At 43.5% G+C, this 20,985-nt stretch carries 11 protein-coding genes; 5 read left to right on the forward strand and 6 right to left on the reverse strand.

Annotated elements, in window-relative coordinates:
* Nucleotides 1-23: 23 nt before the first annotated feature.
* The 6 genes from AB5443_RS13480 to AB5443_RS13505 form a co-directional block, all read right to left on the reverse strand.
* Entirely contained in the window at nt 24-3,236 is a 3,213-nt protein-coding gene (locus AB5443_RS13480) for a TonB-dependent receptor (protein ID WP_195406036.1), read from the reverse strand.
* A gap of 44 nt (nt 3,237-3,280) precedes the next feature.
* The gene (locus AB5443_RS13485; protein ID WP_195405851.1) at nt 3,281-5,674 is read right to left on the reverse strand and encodes a BACON domain-containing protein; all 2,394 of its coding nucleotides are present in this window, start codon (nt 5,672-5,674) and stop codon (nt 3,281-3,283) included.
* Between the two features lie 34 nt (nt 5,675-5,708).
* Complete coding sequence (locus AB5443_RS13490) at nt 5,709-7,514, reverse strand: DUF5123 domain-containing protein (RefSeq protein WP_195405850.1); 1,806 nt, start codon at nt 7,512-7,514, stop codon at nt 5,709-5,711.
* Nucleotides 7,515-7,527: 13 nt separating this feature from the next.
* Nucleotides 7,528-8,418, reverse strand: coding sequence for a hypothetical protein (locus tag AB5443_RS13495; RefSeq protein ID WP_368113942.1), 891 nt, complete (start codon nt 8,416-8,418; stop codon nt 7,528-7,530).
* A gap of 277 nt (nt 8,419-8,695) precedes the next feature.
* The gene (locus AB5443_RS13500; protein ID WP_195663115.1) at nt 8,696-9,508 is read right to left on the reverse strand and encodes a LytTR family DNA-binding domain-containing protein; all 813 of its coding nucleotides are present in this window, start codon (nt 9,506-9,508) and stop codon (nt 8,696-8,698) included.
* Nucleotides 9,509-9,511: 3 nt separating this feature from the next.
* On the reverse strand, nt 9,512-10,312 hold the full coding sequence (locus AB5443_RS13505) for a LiaF domain-containing protein (protein ID WP_022137802.1): 801 nt from the start codon (nt 10,310-10,312) through the stop codon (nt 9,512-9,514).
* A 353-nt stretch (nt 10,313-10,665) separates the two neighbouring features.
* Between AB5443_RS13505 and AB5443_RS13510 the strand changes: the two genes are divergently transcribed.
* The 5 genes from AB5443_RS13510 to AB5443_RS13530 all read left to right on the forward strand — a co-directional run bounded on the left by AB5443_RS13510 (nt 10,666) and on the right by AB5443_RS13530 (nt 20,978).
* Nucleotides 10,666-13,920 carry a SusC/RagA family TonB-linked outer membrane protein gene (locus tag AB5443_RS13510; RefSeq protein WP_368113944.1) on the forward strand — a complete coding sequence of 1,085 codons (3,255 nt, stop codon included), beginning with the start codon at nt 10,666-10,668 and terminating at the stop codon, nt 13,918-13,920.
* A gap of 21 nt (nt 13,921-13,941) precedes the next feature.
* Entirely contained in the window at nt 13,942-15,885 is a 1,944-nt protein-coding gene (locus AB5443_RS13515) for a RagB/SusD family nutrient uptake outer membrane protein (protein ID WP_368113946.1), read from the forward strand.
* 15 nt (nt 15,886-15,900) lie between these two features.
* Complete coding sequence (locus tag AB5443_RS13520; protein WP_073347657.1) at nt 15,901-17,712, forward strand: DUF5123 domain-containing protein; 1,812 nt, start codon at nt 15,901-15,903, stop codon at nt 17,710-17,712.
* 107 nt (nt 17,713-17,819) lie between these two features.
* A complete protein-coding gene (locus AB5443_RS13525; RefSeq protein ID WP_231590179.1) occupies nt 17,820-19,349 on the forward strand; it encodes a pectate lyase in 1,530 nt (509 codons plus the stop codon).
* A gap of 81 nt (nt 19,350-19,430) precedes the next feature.
* Complete coding sequence (locus AB5443_RS13530) at nt 19,431-20,978, forward strand: polysaccharide lyase family 1 protein (protein WP_368113948.1); 1,548 nt, start codon at nt 19,431-19,433, stop codon at nt 20,976-20,978.
* Nucleotides 20,979-20,985 lie beyond the last annotated feature (7 nt).

Raw genomic sequence — 20,985 nt, forward strand, 5'->3', positions numbered from 1 at the left:
GTTCTTCTTTTTATAGATTTCAATTAAAAAGTCAACTGTGCGCCGAATGTATAGGTACGGCTGCGCGGATAACGGTTGTAGTCAATGTTCGGAGTCAACCCGGTGGCGATATTCACTTCGGGGTCATAGCCGCTATATCCGGTGAGGACAAACAGGTTGTTGCCCGACACATAGAAACGGACTTTGTTCAAACCTACTTTCCTCGTCCATGCTACAGGCAAGGTGTAACCGAACGTAGCCGAACTAAGACGCAGGAACGAGCCATCTTCCACCGCATACGACATACTGATAGGACGTCCGATGGAAGTAGGATTCCACATGGTCGCGTCTTTGTTGAATTCCGCCAGTATTTCGGGACTATAACGAATCTCATTACCCATGTCGTCAAAGTTGCGCCAACGTTTGTCGGATGCTATATCCATCAGGAAGTTATTGTCTTTATTGTCCGCCCAGGTGGTCAGCATAATCTTGTTGGCATTCAGCACATCAAAATCGTACATATAACTGAAGAACATACTCAAATCAAACCCTTTGTAAGTGGCATTGAGTCCGAAACCACCCGAGAACTTCGGAGTAGTGTTACCAATAACGGTACGGTCGGCTTCCGTCAACTGATAGGGATTGGTGCTGTTGGGGTCTACCGGAGTCAGTTTCTTGAACTTGGCATTACCGGGACGCGGAGTGTCGGACAACGGGCTTGAATCGACTACGCCCGCTTTCAACTTCCATGTACGAGCCTGCGTGTCGAAAGACTCAAAGTCGTCTACCGTGTAGAACCCGTCGTTCACGTACCCGTAAATCAAGCCGCTTGTGCCGCCTACATAAGCACGGTAGTCATCGGAATTTACGACGTCGTTTCTCCATCCCGAAGTAAGAATCCATTCCTTTTCACCGCTTGCCAGTTTGTCAATCTTGTTTTTATTATGACCGATATTGAAGGTAGCGTTGAGCGAGAAATCCTTCGTCTCTACCAGCCAGGCATTCAATTGAAGTTCGATACCGCGGTTCGAGGTCTGTCCGACGTTGGTCATCAGTTTGGTGTAACCGGTGTAACCCGGGATGTCCGAAGGAACCAACAAGTCTTTCACTGTATTCCAGTAATATTCGATAGTACCGCTCAGACGTTCTTTGAAGAAACCGAAGTCAAGACCGATATTGCGTGTAATGGTCTTTTCCCACTTCACATCGGGATTGTACACATATTTAGTGTTATAGAACGTGTAGTAATAATGGCTTGTCTCGCCCCATCCCGCCGGACGGTTATTGTTGGCACGATACAATTTCTGATAAAGGTCGGTGTCGATGCGGTCGTTACCGGAGATACCATAACTGAATCTTAACTTCAGGTTGGATACCACCTGACTATCTTTCAGGAAATCTTCGTTAGACATACGCCATGCCAGTGCTCCTGCCGGGAAGAATCCCCAACGGTTGCCGGACGCAAACTTGGAAGAGCCATCGGCACGTAGCGTCACCGTAGCCAGATATTTGTCGTTATAGCCGTAGTTGACACGCCCGAAGAAAGAAGAGATTCGCGAAGGAGAATCGGACACCGAAGAGTTTTGGTAAGCAGTTCCCAATGACAGATTGTCAAATGCTTTTTCCGCCGTGATGCTTTCAGGGAGATAACGGGTGGAGAAAGTTTTGGTAGTGGTCTGGTTATGCTTTATTTCCTGTCCGAGCATCAGGTCGATGGAATGCGCGTCTTTCAACATGAAGTTGTAGTTCCACACGTTGGTAAGCTGCCACTTGGTGCCTTGCTTCATGCTCCATTCCGCCATCGGCTGATTATTGTTGTTGCGGGCATTGCTTGTGCCCATTCCCCAAAAGCGGCGTTGCTCTTCGGAATTATTCTCAAAACCAAACTCGGTGCGGAAGGTCATACCTTTTATGATGTCCCATTTGACGGCACCCATCGTATTGAGAGACTTGTTGATTCTCTTCTTATAGTTCTTCTCCGATTCTTCTATCGGATTGAAGCGGGTCACTTCATCCAGTTGGTCGGGGTCAAAATAGGTATCATCCTCGGGAAGCGTCATATATTCGTCCAGACCGGTGGTAGGTCTTTCGCGCAAAGCCGTCAGCAGGCTGACTCCTTCCGTGCCCGAACCGTCCACCTCTTTATGCAGCAAGCGGGTGCGGTACTCAAGTGTCAGGAATTTGTAAGGCTTGAAGTTGAAGGAGGCATTCAGATTGTTCTGTTTCAATCCGTTGCCCACCATCACGCTCGGCTGATCCTGATGGATGAAAGATAGTTTATATTTGATTTTTTCAGTACCTCCGTTCACGCTGAGGTCTATCGACTTTGCCACCGGATTGCTTCCGAACACTTCATCCTGCCAGTCGGTTCCGGGATTGCCCTGATAGATATAGTGTTCATACGCATGCCCGTATTTATTGTTAAAATCTGTAGGATTAGAACTTTTCTGGCGGGCACTTTCATATTGCATCAGTACAAATTCGTAAGGATCCATGACATCGAGCTTCTTTGACAGTTCTTTGGTCTGCATATAAGCATTGAGGTTAATCACCACACGCCCTTCCTGCGGACGCTTGGTGGTCACCAGAATTACACCGTTGGCTCCACGTGCCCCATAAATAGCTGTAGAAGCCGCGTCTTTCAATACCTCGATAGACTCGATATCCGTAGGAGGAACATCATTGAGGCTGCTTACTTCAAAACCGTCGAGGATGATAAGCGGGCTGTTATCCTGTGTGATAGATCCTCCGCCACGTACCAGGATTTTGATTTCGGCATCGGGAGAACCGTCTACCGTGGTCACCTGCACACCCGGCAATTTACCGACAATGGCTTCGCCGACAGAAGTGGTCTGCACCTTTTCCAATATCTTGCCAGACACACTGGCGATAGAACCGGTAAGGTTGCCTCGTTTCTGGGTTCCGTAACCGATTACTACCACATCGTCCAATACGCCGATTGCTTCCTTCATGTGGATTTGGATATTGGAGGTACGTCCTTTCAACGGTTCTTTTACCTCTTCCATACCTACATAGCGAACTATCAGCACGGCCTTGGCTACATTGGGCACACCGGCTAATGTAAATTTACCGTCCAAATCGGTTGTAGCACCTATCGAAGTGCCTTGCACCGTCACTGTGGCACCAATCACCGACCCCATGTCATCGGTCACCGTACCAGTCACGGTAGCAGTCTGTGCCATAGCACCCACCGCTACCCACAGCAGGATAAATATGTTTATGATTATTTTATTCATCATTCTATGCTTTTATTATAAATAGATTTATTTGCTCCACAGGTTTATTTCTTTTCCATTACTACACCGCCCTGGTTCTGATAGTAGATGATGTGCTGTACCAGGTTGTGGAAATAAACTTCGATGTTCGGATAGCGTCCGTTAGGGTCGACCGAGGAATTTATCTGCCATGCGTCATTCGGGTCGTTGGGGTTCAGGCCGTAAGCCTCTTCCCAAATATCGGGAATACCGTCACCGTCCGTATCAGGCCAAGGTGTCAATGATTTCACGGAAATATAACCTTCGGTATCCGATACGGTATCAATGATTCCGGGCTGTTTGTCCTTGCCGTCCTCTTCAGGTTTGGAACCGATATGGGTATAGGTACCTTCCCTTACTTCGCGGACTACACGCTGGTCTATCAAGTCCCTGCGCAGAGAGGCTCCGGCGTATTCAAGTACTTTGTCATAAGCCTGCGCGGCTGTATGACTGGTCACTTTGCTGTAAGGCTGATAGTCCGCCATCTTCATGGCCTGCTTGTCAGCATCAGGAACATTACCCAGTGAAGAGTCAAATTGTTCCCAGACACCTTTTGTCCAGTTATCAGTCGTTGCATCAGAGTTACCCGCTACATAGTTGCCGTTAATATAGGCTCTGGCGGTAGGGTCGCTCGAAAGAATCCGGTAAGAGCGGTTGTTGGTTCCGGTGGCAGGCCCCGGTTTGTAGTAGCAGTTAGTAAGGTTGAAAGACGCGTACTTTCCGCCGTAACTGCCTTGTCCCCTTCCACTCCAATTATAATAGACGTTGTTTCGCACATCGAAATATCCGGTAAAGTCGTAAGATTCTTGTGTGCCGGGAGCGGACAAGTCGGAGATACGCGGACACCGACTACCGTGGTGTGCCAGTAATATATGGTGAAACGATGCGTTGTCACCGCTAAACATGGCTCCGTAACCGTGGGCGCCCTTGGCGTGATTGGACAGGTTCATGCTTTCGGAAGCAATGCACCATTGTGCCGTGAAGTTCCGCACACCATAGAAAGTCAGCGTCTCGTCCACACTCCATCCTGCCGTAACGTGGTCGATAATGGCATCTTTGAAGTAACGCCCGCCGATAGCGTCTTCACCATAATCGGCAAACTGGTCGCCCGGACGACAGCGTAGGAAGCGAACAACGGCATTCAGACTGGAACCTGCACCTATGGCCGGATCTTTAGAGAGATTGAAGGTGAAGTTATAGTTCTTCAAGGTGATACCGTCACCCGGCGCTGTCTGTCCGATAATGCTCAGATTGGGATACTCGTTCAGATACAGACCTCTTTTCAGTTCGATGATACCGGATACGTCAAAGACAATCGTACGCGGTTGGTTGGATTTTTCGATTCCGTAACGTAAGCTTCCCTCGATAGGAGTTTCATTTTTGTTATAGTCTGCCAGCGTTGTCACATGATAGATTTCGCCGCCACGGCCGCCGGTAGTAAAACGTCCGCCACCCTCAGCGCCCGGAAAAGCAAGGATAGAAGCAGAAGTGTCATCACCGATGCTTGTATCGGGTCTGCCGTATTGGAAAATGGTAAGTGTCTTATCCAATATCTTGACTGTCGCCGTACGTGGTAACGGGCTGTTACTGTTATCTTCGATATTCAGTACCACCTCGTCGGCAGTAGAGTTTCTCCTGTCCTGTGTAATCCATGTTTCGGATATGGAAGCATCGTAATCTACCGGATTTTCTCCCTGCGGAGCCGATATAACCAATGTACGGAATTTATAAGGAAGGATATACTCGTCCTGTTCTATGGTTACCTTACCGCTTACTCCGTCCTGTGTCACTTTCAAGATGCGTTGCAAGGTGTAGCCGCCTACGGAATTGAATGCCAGAATAGCTGTCCTGTCTTCCTGATTCGCATTGGCGTCTACGGTGAATGTTACTTCATCAGTAGCAAAGCTACGGGTTCTTGGTGTTGTTTCTTTCAACTTAATCCAGTTGTATTCTTCTGCTATATCCACATCCCATTCCACGTTTGCCACTACTTTGCAGACAAATGTACCTTCCCTGAACGGCAAGGGGTCTGATGAACAATCAAACAGAATATCGGGGTCGGCACCGAGTTGCTCAACGCTAATCTCCTGTTCCAATGTAGAGCCTGCGCCCGTCATTGAAACTTTGACCGTACCTGTACGCTTGGGGCCGTCCGTATTCTCGGTGAAGAACAGGCGAAGGTCACCATTGCCCTCTCCCGAGTTTTTGGATATACTCAACCAGCCACCTGTCGAGGTCACCTCGGCAGTCCATTCAGAGGTAGCCGTTATGTTGATGGTGAACGAGCCGTTCACATTGCTCAGCTTCACCTCGTTTTTCGACACTTCCAGTTTGGCGGCAGTTGCGGCTGCATTGGAATCGTCATCCGCACTACATGCGCTGAACAGTCCTGCCAACAGTATAAATAGAAAATATCTCATGTCTTGTATCTTTATATTATTAATACTCTATTGATTACTTTATCCAGTGCGAATCACCGATTCCGTTTGTATATACTTCAGAGTTTGTATCGGTAATGGTAAAATCTCTGTCTGCCACATTCTTGAAGAGTGTTTCCATCGGAAGGGCTGTTTCTGCCGGTATTTCAGCGGCATCGACTCCCCAGTTGGCTACTACAAAACCGTTGGTGCGGTAGTTATTCGCGAAAGTCTTGGTGGTGATGTTCCTTGTCGTAAACCAAGTTCCCTGACCGGCTTCACAAACACCGCTAAAGAGATTGTTGCGGACAATCAGGTTGAATGAAGAAGTATTCTTCGGATTCAAATCAAAGAAGGTCATTCCGACAGGAGCCATACTTACGAACGTACAGTTCTCTATTGTCACGTTGAGTTCTCCTGTCATAGAACCCAAGCCGGTTATCAGAGCTTTCGTCAAGTTGTTGGCATGGAATGTGGAGTTTTTGAACACAAAGTTGTGTACCGGTGCATCTTGTTTGGTAGAAAGACCGAACATACCGCTCTTGCTAGAATTCAAGCCGAAGAACCGACAATTTTCAATCACAATATTATCAACCACCTGCTTCTGGGGGGCATCCACTTCTTGATACCACATTGTACGTCCCAAGTCGCTTATCTCACAATTCTTCCATGAAATAGTGGATACATGGAAAGCCTGGTTCTTAAACTTGAAAAAGTCGGAAGTTGTCACTTTTATTTTCAGGTTCTCGAAGTGGAAAGCTTCAATAATGGCATCAGGGCAGTTGATACTCATGTTACCCATTTCCATATATGCCGGTTCTTCGCTGTCACCCGGTGTCTGTCCCATGATATAGAGAGCTTTCGGAATTTCGGTCTGTGTACCTAATTTATAGGTCGCTCCGGCTTTCAGGAAGAGTTTCACCTCGTTCACCGAAGCATCTGCCAACATCGACTTACAGATAGATTCAAGGTTTTCTTCCGGACTAACGTATCTGTATCCGTCGGGGATTCTCATCGGAGCTTCGGGGTTGATGTCTTCTTCATTCCATCCTTCCGACGCAATGCTCACAGTGTAGTCCTGTATTATCGGCTCGTCTACATTGTTCAACGCAAACGCCACTTGTACGGTATCATCAGGCAAAATGGAGAATGCCCCGTCAATAGCTTTAGATTGTATCACCGTATTGTTCTTGTCCAGATAGTCGATACGTACGGAAACTTTTTCATTTCCGCTCTGCGTTTCAAATAATACAAGGTCGTCAGTGTAGTTCACGCCACCGGTAGCAGTCTCTTTCTCACGTTGCACTTCTGTCGGAGCTTTTACGAAAGTAGCATCCGAGAGCCTGAAGCCTGAGACAGGTGAAGATATTACCGCACGTAATTTTGAATAGCTCTTATCGGATTTACGGTCGGTGGATTTCAGGCGAAGCACCCCTGTACGGCTATACATACGTATGCTAAGCGGTTCGTTAAAGGGAGACTTATACGTCACCGGTGCCGAAATGGCATACTTGGTTTTGCCTGCCGGATCTTGATTGATCACAATATCATTCAGATTCTTCGGAGCAGGGATAGAATCGGACTGCGTGGTAGAAATGATATTATAGCTTCCGTCAGCCAACTGGAAACGGTAAAGCGATGAATAATTAGCCACATATTCACCATCGGACGCATAGATAAACAGAGGTTTGTTGGACGAGCCCGTGTTCACCGACCACGGTTCATCATTCAGGAACAACTCTATATCTTTTACTACCGAGGTGGCATATCGTTCTTCTTCAGAACAGGCAATGGTTCCCGACAGGAGTATCAGTCCCGCCAGTGAATAGAATATACTTTTCATAAAACTCCTGTTTTTAAAATTCTGAAACTTCTAATGTAAACGGTTGAACCGGCACACCTTTTTCTTTATATGTAACCGCACGCACTGACGGCCAAGGTTCGTCCAGGTAATTTTCATCCGTAATCTTCATGTGTACGGTAGAACGTTTGGAAGGTTCGAAGCCTATGCCTGTATCAAGAGGGCTGATTATACGGTTCACCTCTTCGCCCCCTTTCAGGTAGACCACATCCACTGATGTCCTGGAACTGCCGTTTATTGTCGGGAACGAATAGACCGAAGCGGTAAAGCCGGTAGAAAGACTGGTGGAGAAGGTCACATCTTCTACTATACATTCTTTACTTTTCACTTTATACCCCACTGCCACATTCGTAAAGGTGACATCCAACCGGTCAAAACGGGTGATTGCATTCAGTTCTTCTTCCGTCTCCTTAGGTTGGAACACTGCCTGTCCCACCAAGCGCTTCAACTCTATATTGAGCGAGCTGACCGACTTATCAGAAGTAAATCCCACGACATCCGAAATATATACCGGTTTTTGAGCAAATACGTCCTGATAAACCACTACCTTGGAAAGGCTGTCCGTATCTACCAGACGCGCAGCGTTCGCCACAACGAAAGTTTGCAGGTTCTCTCCCAAAGGCAGGTCTACTTTCAAGTTCCCGTTACCTAAAGGAAGGGTCTTTCCATAAACCATGGAGTCTGTCAGATATACATAAATGCCGATTTCGGAAATTCCCTGCCCGGCAAAGGTTTCAAGACTCGCCCTGCTGAAAGAGAGTCCGACAGGATGCATCTCGGGCGCATTGGGAAGTTGTTCATCCTGTTTCCATTCATCATCCATCTGCTGTGTACAAGAGCAGCAAAAGAGAAACAACAGAAGAAATAGACTTGATAGATGTTTCATAAATATTAGTTTATATAGTTTAAAGATAATCATTAGTTAACACATTGGTCTTTCGACAGTGCAAAATTGAGAAAACATATGGAAACAAAAGAGTAAGATTTAGTAGAAAAGGAGTAAAAAACGGACTTGGCGCAAATAATACTCCTCATCCGCACAGAAGTGTAAAAATGATGTGCCCTTCCTATGTTATCATAAAACATAGAAAGGGCACATCATCAAAAATCACCGTTTTGAACGGTAAGTTATCGGGTTACTTTTCTTAATTCACCTGTATCCTTTATAATCCCAACCGTTCTTTCAACAACCGGTAACCGGAAAGGCTCACCCGCAATTTCACGCCGTTTTTCAGTAATAACTGATAGGTTTCTTTCCCGAATAATTCAACCCGTGATATTTGCGTCACATTGACAATCGTAGAACGATGCACGCGGACGAATGTATCCGGAGACAGGTGTGTTTCAAAATACTTCATCGTCTGTTCTTTCAGATATTCACCGGATGGGGTTATCAACATCACATAATCCCCGCATGCTTGTATGTAGATTAACTCATCGGACTTGACCAAATGAATACGTGAACCGTCTTTTACTGTAATGCGGTCGATTAATTCGACTGGCGGTTCAGCTTGCTGTTCGGTCACCTGATGCACAATCAGTTCCTTTTCGAATTCCCGGTTCAAGGCTTCTTCTTTGGCTACAATCAGGCGATACCAAAGAGTGACCGCAATCAGAATCGGTAGTCCGAATAATAACCGGAAAGGTATCGTTTGGGCGAAAGGGATATAAGATACTCCTGCAATCCGCTCCATAATGTCACATACCATAAAACTACCTGCGAGCCAAAGCAGGATTCCGACCAGTATCATAATGACATCCGTCTGGAACAGCGAAACAAGTCCGACGACAAACCACGCCAGGTAAGCAATAGCCGCCAACCAAGCAATCGTTGCTATTCCGTCTACCAAAGCGGGAATATAGCCGGTTCCTGTGTATCCACACACCAAGGCAACCTGGCAGGTAACCAGAACCAACGCCAGCACCAGCATCGGAATCCAGCGAAAAGGATAATCTATAATCGGATGTGCTTTCATAGGCTAACCTTTCACTTCCAGACCGCCGAAAGAGATCTTGCCCCGAATTACTAATACACTGTCCTGGTTAACATCCCCGTTCGGCCAACGCTTGTCATCACACCCACCAAAGAAGGCGTTACATTTAAATACGATTTTCCAGTCGGAAGGGGCATATATCTCGATTCCGCCCCAGTTACAATCCACGTCGATATAGGTTTCTCCCGACGCAATATGGGTATGGCGCAAATCAATAGTCGTCCCGCCAAATGAAGTACGGACTTCGGCTCCTTTAAATAGTTCGTCAAGGACGACGTGGCGTGCAGCCCCCCAAACATTCTCCGAATGTAAAAAGCCGTCGACCGAATCGGACTGCTGCTGTTGTTCATTTCCAAAGTTCATGCCTGGTCTGCCCTGATGCATTTCCATCCATTTCTGCCGATGCTCCATTGCATGCCGGCGCGCCCATTTCGCCTTCTTGTCCCTACCGGGTTTGAAGAAAAACAGAATACCTGCTATAATCAATGCGAAAGGCCATACCATTGCCTGTGAATTCTCCGGCAACCATGAAAGTCCGCCTATCAAAAAATAGACACCTATTAAAAAAAGTACGATTCCACCGATGAAATGACGCCGAATCATAGAATAGACACCTATTATAATAAGAAGTGAATGCCAGGATACGATCATATCGAATACTTCAGTAGTAATCCATCCCATATTGCGGGCGAACAACAAAACCCCGGAAATGATAAAAAGCGAAGCTATCAGAATCTTGCCGGAAAAGCCTCTGCCCGCAGGTGAAAATGTTTGTTTCTCTTCCATCGTCTTTATATTTAATTGATTGATGGTTCAAAGATACGCCATTTCTTTGTGCTTCTACAGGCTTTTCTGTCGATTTACGGTTTAAAATCCGGTGAATGCCGGATAAAAACCGATGAAAAAGTCAATTTATAAACCCCGGATTCGTATATTTGCCGCGCTTCATAACACAAATATTACCTTCCAAAGCTAATTCCTACACCTTGTAGCAAACTAAAAACAAAAAATACGAGGTGAAAAACAAATATTGCACATGGCTACATTCATATTATCATACTTTTGTAGCGATGAATAAACTCTCTTAAGAGAGATTAAAGACAATAAACAACAACCATTAATTTATAAACATGCAAAGTATGTCTAACAAAGTGAAAAACATGCGCTCCTTATTGCTAATACTATTTTCGGCAATATCGCTCAGCGTATCTGCGCAAACGATTACCGTAACAGGTAACGTGAAAGACACCAACGGAGAACCTATTATAGGAGCCTCTGTTGTAGAAAAAGGTAATACGACCAATGGTACGATTACAGACTTAGATGGTAACTTTTCTATCAAAGTCGATGGAAAAAAGACGCTTGTGATTTCATATATTGGTATGAAAACACAAGAAATTGCTATTCAAGGAAGAAAATCTGTTAATGTAACTATGCAAGATGACTCACAAGCATTGGATGAAGTAGTTGTTATCGGCTATGGTACAGTTAACAAAAGAGACTTGACAGGTTCTGTAGCATCAGTAAATTCTAAAGATTTAGCAGTGGTACCAGTATCCAGTGCAACTGAAGCACTGACCGGTAAACTTGCTGGTGTCAATATCACAACGACAGAAGGTTCTCCTGATGCAGACGTCAAGATTCGCGTACGTGGTGGCGGTTCTTTATCACAAGACAATTCCCCACTTTATATCGTGGACGGATTTCCCGTATCAAGCATTAGCGATATAGCTCCATCTGAAATTCAAAGTATCGATGTTCTGAAGGATGCATCTTCTACTGCAATCTACGGTGCCCGCGGTGCCAATGGTGTTATTATTGTTACTACCAAAAGTGGTAAGGAAGGTAAGACACAAGTAGATTTTAACGCTTCCTTTGGTTTCAAAAAAGTAGCTAAAATGACTAAAGTTTTAAGCCCTTACGATTATGTGGCTTATCAACGTGAAATTGGTTCTACTGCTAATTATGGTAATTATGCAGATATGGATCTTTGGAAGTCCTTCCCGGGAGAAGATTTACAAGACGAGATATTCGGACGTACAGGTAACCAACAACAATATAATGTAAACGTAAGCGGAGGTAGCAAACAGATTAAATATAGCGTAAGTTATGCTCACAATGAAGAAAAAAGTATCATGCTTGGTTCCGGCTTCAACAAAGATAATGTAAATGCTAAAATCAATGCTGAGTTGAACCAATGGATGACGCTTGATTTCAATGCACGTTTCAGCTACTCTTCTATTGAAGGATTAAGCGGTGGAGCAGATACAAACGAAAGCAATGCCGCTAACTCAATTGTTGCAAATGCAATAACTTTCCGACCGGTCGACGCTTTAAGCAACGGCGATCTGGAAGATGAAGAGAATAACTCGGTAACAAGCGCAACACCACTAGAACGCTTATTGGCTACAGAAAAGAACCGCAAGACATTCAACCAGAATTATAATATCGGTTTAAATTGGAAACCCTTCAAAAACTTCACATTCCGTTCAGAATTCGGTTATGGATGGAGATATGATGATACAGAACAATATTGGGGCACAGATGCCGTATCCAACTCCAAGTATGGATATAATGGACGTCCGCAAGCCTTCTTATTGAGAGAGACTTCCAAAAACTGGAGAAATGCCAACACATTAACTTACGAAAACAAGAAACTCTTCGGTGGTCGTGACCGCATGAATGTCCTGATTGGACATGAAGTAAGCAGCAGCTGGAAAAATTCCATAGAAAATGTCTCTGTATCTTTCCCCACATCAATGGGATTTGACGATATGAAAGCGAATATGGGGGCAGGTACTTCATTGCCTACACAATCAACCATCGGTGCGAAAGAAAACATGCTCTCTTTCTTCGGACGTGTCAATTACACCATGATGGACAAATACTTGCTGACGGTTACCATGCGTGCCGATGGTTCCAGCAAGTTCGCCAAAGGTAACCAATGGGGAATGTTCCCTTCCGCAGCTTTGGCTTGGCGTCTGTCTGACGAAGCATTCATGGAAAACGCCAAGGATTGGCTTTCCGCATTAAAAGTCCGTTTAAGTTTCGGTACTGCCGGTAATAACCGTATCAACTCAGGATTATTGGCTACTACTTTCTCAATGTCGGACAACTCTGCACGTGCTCCTTTCTTCGGTGAATCAATGGCTAACATGTTGCAACATACCACCACGCTTTATAATCCTAATCTAAAATGGGAAACAACCGTCACCCGTAATTTCGGTATCGATTACGGCTTTTGGAACAACCGCATTTCAGGCTCTTTAGACGTATATTGGAATACGACAAAAGACTTGCTGATGCAGGCTGAAGTACCATCAAGTACCGGCTATTCCTATCAATACCAAAATTTCGGCAAAACATCGAATAAAGGTATTGAATTTACAGCCAATGCCGTATTGGTGGATCAAAAGAAATTTGGATTGAACTTTAACTTTAACATCGCTTACAACCGTAGCCGTATCGATGAATTGAATACTGACAATCCGTGGCAAGATTACAAATGGGCAGGCAGTAATATTTCCAAATATGAAGTTTTCCGGGTAGAAGAAGGTGGACGCTTAGGTGAAATTTGGGGATATCGCGCCAATGGTTTCTATACAGTGTATGACCCGAAAACTAACCCGAACGGAGATTTAGTATGGAAAGGCGGAAACTGGGTGTTACGCGACGGTCTGAAAGACAACAGTGCTTCAGTAACAGGCGGTTCTTATAAACCCGGTGGATTAAAGCTGAAATGTGACGAAGACGGACAACCTGTAAAAGAACGTTTAGGCAACACAATTGCCCCTGTTATGGGTGGATTCGGTTTTGACGGTCATATCGGCAACTTTGATTTCAATTTCTTCTTTAACTATTCGGTAGGAAATGTGATTCTCAACGGTACCAAGCTTTTGTCGTCTTTCCAGACAGGAAGCAAGAAAGGGTATAATCTGAATAATGATTTTGCTTTAGGCAATCGCTATTCCTGGATTGATCCTGCAACCGGATTAAATCTTTCAGCAGAAAGCACCGCCGTGAAAGAAGCATATGGTGACATGATGACTGCCGGATTACGTCTGAATGAGCTGAACCGGAACGCACAAATCTACAACCCGGCTTCAATGACACAGGCACAAATATATGATTACGCAGTAGAAGATGCTTCTTTCCTACGAATCAACAATATAACAATAGGTTATACATTGCCCAAAACATGGGTGAAGAAAGCTTTCCTGCAAAATGTCAGAATATATCTGACAGGATACAACTTGTATTGTTGGACAAACTACAGCGGTTCTGATCCGGAAGTAGACACCATGAGCAAGAAAAATGCAATGAACCCCGGTATCGACTATGCAGCGTATCCTAAGAGCCGTACATTTGTTGGTGGCATTAACGTAACTTTCTAACTAAATCAAATTAACGAATTTATGAAACATATATATAAATCTGTATTTTTGGCTACCGGACTGTTGTCTTTGACTGCATGTTCCGATTTCCTTGACCAGTCATCTCCTTCTGAGATGAACGACAAAGTGGTATTCAACAACGAATACTACACAGAACTTACGTTGAATAAAGTATACGGCGGACTGACGCAAGACAAAACCTATTCTCAGTTCATGCCTATTCAAGCCGGACTAAACACCGACTGCGAATTAATAGACGGACTGGGGAGCGATGCTCAAAACACAACTCATCAACGTGGTGTGTTCAATTACAATGCTTCTCCCGGATTTGCAGATTTGGAAACCGTATGGAATAATATGTACGGAGTAATAGAAGATGCCAACCTAGTAATAAACGGAGTGGACAATAGTTCCCTTATTGAAGAGGGAAATGAATCAAGAGCTACCATGCTACGTTTCAGAGCAGAAGCCAAGACATTACGCGCAATGATTTACCTAGACTTGATCCGCTTGTTTGGAGACGTACCTTATAAAGTAGAAATCTCCAAATCCGACCTGAGTAATGCTTATTTAGGAAAAACGGATCGGGATGTTATTATGGAAAACTTGATTGCGGATCTGGAAGAATCTATTCCTGACCTACCTTGGGCCGGCGAACAGACAACAGAACATGTCACACGCGGTTATGCACATGGTCTGTTAGCCAATATAGCATTAACACGTGCCGGCTGGTTTATCCGTGAGTCTGCTAAAGAGGGTTATATTACTGCTACAAAAAATTCGGATGACAACTATCCTACGCAACGTTGTGACGATGAAACCAGAAAGAAGATGTACGAATTGGCAGAGAAGCATTTATCTACTATTATCAATAGCGGAAAACATGCATTGACAAGTACTCCTGAGCAATATTGGCTGGACATGAATGTGGGAAATTTACAAACCAGTACACCGGAAAATTTATTTGAGATTCCAATGGGTATTAATAAAAGCGGGGAATTAGGATATACTGTAGGTTTCCGCGTAAATGGTCCTACTCCCGATTATGGCAAGAAAGGAAATTCTACCGGTACTCTAAAACTAACAGCTCCCTATTTTTATTCTTTTGACAGAGACGACACACGCCGTGACTTAACTTGTGCCACTTATCAGTTAGAGAACAAAAGTTCATACACAGAAGCAATGTTAGGAAATGCCCCTTTCGGTATCTACTGTGGAAAATGGGATTATCGTAAGATGGCAGGTAACCCAACTTGGTTGGAAGCGGTGCTGGCCGGTGATGAAAAAGCTAAAATCAGTTCCGGAATCAATGTAGTAAAGATGCGTTATGCATACGTATTATTAATGTATGCAGAAGTAGTCAACGAGTTACATAAAATCCAGACTGCATACGGAACTGATTTAGACGGAAAGAATTGTACGTTATCTGCTTATGACGCTCTACTGCAAGTACATCAAAGAGCCTTTACCGACCGGAACGCAGCAGCAACAAAACTAAATCAACTGATTGCTGATAAAGGTTTCTTTGAAGCTATCGTACAAGAGAATGCCTGGGAACTGGCAGGTGAAGGAGTCCGCAAATTCGACTTGATTCGTTGGAACCTGTTAAGTGACAAGATTGATGAATTTAAATCAACTTATGAAGCCCACATCGGAAATGATGATGGAACAGGAACCAAGTGGCCGCAAAAGATTTACTTCAATTATAAGAAAAACAGTGATAAGGCTTATAAAGAAATCGACCAGTCTTCGATTACCTGGTATGAAACACCGGCAGATACAAAAGCTTACGAAGCCAACAAAGACAGTTTTGGTAAAATAGACACCAAACAAAAAGATACTAATCTGCCCTCTATCAGTAGCGGGTTGAATACACCGGTAAAGAATCGTTATCTGTTGCCGCTTTATTCAAGAACCATATCTACATCAAACGGCACTTTGAAAAACTCCTATGGATATAACTAAAAAAGGAAAGAACATATGAAAAACTTAAAATATATCATTAGCGCAGGAACCTGTTTACTCCTGACTATATTCCTCTCCACATCATGTACTGATGGCAATGATTGGGAGGTTATAGAAGCCAACCGACTGTTCGGCCCGACACAAAGCGATTTCAGCCTGACAGCCGATGACGAGATTGCCCAAATCGAGATTACGTGGAAAGGCGTAAAAGACGCACAAGGATACGTATTAGAAATCAGTACCGAACCATTGTCAAATGACATAGCATTGGGGGAAGCTGCCGGAAGTCAAATTTTCGGCAATGATGGAGAAAAAATATCAAGTCCGTTAACGGTTAAGGAATTACTTCCGGAAACGAACTACTATGCTCGTATCAAAGCAATAGGTTCAAATAAGGAATCCTATTGGGTTTACGCAGAAAAATCCGTTAAAACCACAAAAGAGCAATTATTAGAAATACCGACTGAGGATGCAGGAGATATAACCAAGGAATCTATTCGTGTCTCTTGGATGGAAGGGTGTAACGTAACAGCATTACACATCAGCTCAAACAGTGCCTCTGCTCCATACGAAGAAACCTTTATTTTGGAAGAAGCTGACAAAGAGGCTTGTTCATTCCTTTTTGAAGGTTTGTCATCTCTTACAGAATATACCATTGAATTGCTGAACAACGACATTATTCGTGGTACTATTAAAGTAACAACAGCACAAGGTGAAATGATTGAGGTCACAGTAGATGAACTCACTCATAATAGTGCTACATTCTCATGGGTAGAAGCCGCAGATGCATATACGCTTATTCCGGGTGAAAGTCCGACGGCAGATGGCGCAGAAGCTTTCCCGACTGGTTCGGCTACTACATTCACTGCTTCAAATTTGAACAGCAGCACCACCTATACATTCTCCGCCATTAAAAATGGAGCAATTGTCGGTTATGTAACTTTTGAAACAGAATATAAAGCTCCGGAAAATGCAGTACAAATCAATTCTGGAATTGATTTTGAAAATGCAATAACCAACGGTAGCGGCGATGTAGCACTTGAAATCATAGGAGATATTGAGGTAGAAAGTAGCACTAAAATTTCAGAGAACATCACTTCATTGACGGTATTCAGCAGAGGCGAGACTCCCGCTAGAATGAAAGTAGAAGGAATAGGTCTGAATTCAGGAGTCAAAATATCTAAAATTGAGTTCTATAATTTGGACTGCACTTATGAAAACACTAATAACGGCTATATTCTGAACGGAGATTCACAACGTGAAATAGAAAGTTTGATTATCAAAAAATGCAATATCCACGACATCCGTGGTGTAATTCGTCTACAAAAAAGTGGAGCCAATTCCATAATCGGAAACATTACAATAAGCGACTGTATCCTTCAAAGAATTGGTTCTTATGGTGTTGTAGAAATCAATGTAAGCGAAGCTACAGGTCATTTTAGCAAAATAACAATTGAGAAATCTACAATAAATGGTTTAGGAGCCCGTCTCATGAGATTCTCTGTACCAGGAGAGATTGCTATTAATCAATGTACATTCTATGGATTCACCGATAAAAATGCTACGATTGACGCTACTTCTTGCACTCTCTCAGTTTCTAATGTACTGATGGGAAATGTAATTAATACAACAACTGGTTATAAAGCAAATGGCTCCCCGCAGATTAGCAACTCTTATTATACAACAGACTGCTCATACACGAAAAGTCTGTTAGGAGAACAAATCGAACTTTCATCATTAGAACTATTCACTGCACCTTCAAACGGTGACTTTACAGTGAAAGACACTAAATACAAAGCATACGGTGATCCCCGTTGGAATAAATAATAAACAAATTAATCTAAGAAAACATGAAAGATAGTATATTTTCAATTTGCGGAAATCTGGCAATAGGTACTTTTTTAATGGTATCTTGTGCTGACATAGATCCTAAAATGACAAATGATACATTACCACTACTTCCTAATGAAGTAGAACAAGGTACTATTGTCCAGTTGGATTACGGTGAATTATTAGCTTTCCCTGGTGCAGAAGGACATGGAAAAAACACAGTAGGCGGACGCGACGGTTCGGTTTATCACGTAACCAAATTGACAGATGACGGAACAGAAGGTACACTCCGTTGGGCTGTTTCACAGAAAGACAAAAGAACAATTGTCTTCGATGTAGCTGGCACCATCCATCTAAATAGCGAACTAAAGACAACAAACGATTATTTAACCATTGCCGGACAAACATCTCCGGGAGGTATTTGTATCGCAGGTTATCCATTTATAATAAACTCAAATAATGTTATTATACGCTTTATTCGTTTTCGTCCGGGAAATGTCGACATTGATTGTGACGGTTTAGGAGGCAGTGACAAAGAAAATGTCATTATCGACCACTGCTCTACCAGTTGGTGCACAGATGAATGTTTATCCGTATATGGTATGGTGAATTCTACTGTACAATGGTGTTTAGCTTCACAAGCCCTGCGTGTAGTTCCCGGTAAACAAGAAGGCGAAAAAGTGAAAACACATGGATTCGGCGGAAACTGGGGTGGTCGTTTTGCTACTTATCATCATAATATGATTGCCCATTGCGAAAGCCGTGTCCCACGCCTTGGCCCTCGTCCTACTACATTGAAATTAGATGAAAAAGTAGATATCCGCAACAACGTATTCTACAATTGGGCAGGTGAAGGATGCTATGGTGGTGAAGCACAAAACGTAAATATTGTAAACAACTACTACAAACCAGGCCCTGCAACGGCAAAAGCATCCGATAAAGTTAAATACCGCATTGCCAAAGTAGGTATCTACGCTAAAGACTATGACAACGGAGCGGATTTCGAACCCTTCAAAGGAATATGGGGAACATTCTTTATTGACGGTAATTTCATGAACGGTAATGAAGACGTTACAACAGACAACTGGACAAACGGTGTCTATGCTCAACAACAATCAGACAAAAGTAACGACTTTTCATGGGATAACAACAAGGATAAAATCAAAAAAGAAACTCCCGTTACCAAATCTAACGGTGTGACCACCCATAGCGCAGAAGTAGCCTATACTAAAGTATTATCGTATGTAGGAGCCTGCAACTATCGTGATGCAGTTGACAAACTGATTATAGATGATGTCAATAAGGGTGAAGCTACCCAAACATCGGCTACTGATAGCAATGGAAATCCTACAGACAACAAGCCGGGCTACATCAATGATCCACGCCAATTTTGGGGAGATGATCCTTACCCTGCATTGACTGTCGATACCAAACGTAACATTACCGACACCGATGGGGATGGCATTCCTGATGAATGGGAAATCGCTCATGGTCTGGATCCTAATTATGCTTTAGACGGTAATATGCGCACTATAGATATACACGGCAAATATTCCAACCTCGAAATGTATATGAATAGTTTGGTCAAGGATATTATGGATCAATGCACAGAAGGTGGTAATGTGGTTGAATAACAATTAATATGAAAAGAGGATGTGTTTATAGATTTACCACATTCTCTTTTCATTTTACAGTACTCTCATAATAATCATACCATGAACAAAATATTACCAACAATTATTTTAAGTCTTCTTATTACAGCTTGTTCAAATACTGATCCCATAGCATCTCCTCTTCCGTCCGAACAGGAACCTGACAGCAGCCAGTCTGAAAACAAGCTCCCTGACCGACAATATACTCCTGCTTTCCCGGGAGCCGAAGGAGCAGGTAAATACACAACCGGCGGCGCAGGTGGTACTGTATACACAGTTACCAAGCTCACAGATGACGGCTCGGAAGGAACACTACGCTGGGCGATAGAAAAAAGCGGAACAAGAACGATTGTATTTGCTGTAGGTGGAGTCATTCCACTAAAAAAGAAATTATCTATTAAAAACGACAACATCACTATTGCCGGACAAACCGCACCCGGTACAGGAATCTGCCTGAAGAACTATACACTTAATATTTCTGCAAACAATGTTATTATCCGTTTTATTCGTTCACGGATGGGGGCAGACATCCAACAAAAAGGAGATGACGCAATGAACGGATTCCAGTCAAGCTATCCGGGCAAGCAAAACATCATTATAGATCATTGTTCCATGAGTTGGAGTACCGACGAATGTGCATCATTTTATGGAAATACCAATTTCACTCTCCAATGGTGTATCATCAGCGAAAGTCTTACCAACTCCATTCATGAGAAAGGAGCACACGGCTATGGAGGAATATGGGGTGGTAGTCCGGCTACTTTCCATCACAATCTGATAGCCCATCACAGTAACCGCACTCCACGACTTTGTGGAAGCCGTTATTCCAACCGTGAAGATATGGAAAAAGTAGATGTATGTAATAATGTCATCTACAATTGGACAAACGAAGGAGCTTATGGAGCACAAGGCGGCTCATACAATATCATCAACAACTACTACAAACCCGGTCCTGTAAACGCTGCAGAAAAAGTACATTGCCGCATTTTCACTGCTTATGTAGACGATGGGACAAATAATCAAAAAGCAGGAACTTACGGAAGATTTTACTTGAACGGAAATATATATGATTCTTCCCGAAATGATTTATCAACCAGCCAGCTAAAAGAAATTGAGAATGCCAACAATGATAATACTTCCCCTACAGCCTTCTATGTAAAAGATAACGCATATAAAGTTCCGGCCGAAAAGTTGCTAGTTTCTTCCCGTTTTAATATTTTAGCGGATTATTCTTTTGTCCAACCTGCTAACGAAGCTTATCAGGCCGTTTTAAAATATGCCGGTGCTTCTAACATTCCGGACAAGATAGACGCACGAATTGTAAAAGAAGTGAAAGAAGGCAACTACACGTACAAAGGGTCCAATGGCGGAATGTATGGTCTGATAGACACTCCTGCCGATACAGAAGGATGGAATGAATATGTAGAAATCCGTTCATCACAACAAGATACCGACGGTGACGGAATACCTGATGAATGGGAAAAGAAGAATGGTTTGAATTATAATGATAAAAAAGATGGTAACCGATGCGATCTTCATGAAAAGTATACAAATTTAGAAGTATATCTTAATAGTTTAGTCAACGCATTGTATCCGGCAACCAATAACTAATTAATAA

It is taken from the genome of Bacteroides sp. RTP21281st1_H5_RTP21281_210402, from assembly GCF_040918965.1.
GTDB classification, from domain to species: Bacteria; Bacteroidota; Bacteroidia; order Bacteroidales; family Bacteroidaceae; genus Bacteroides; species Bacteroides congonensis.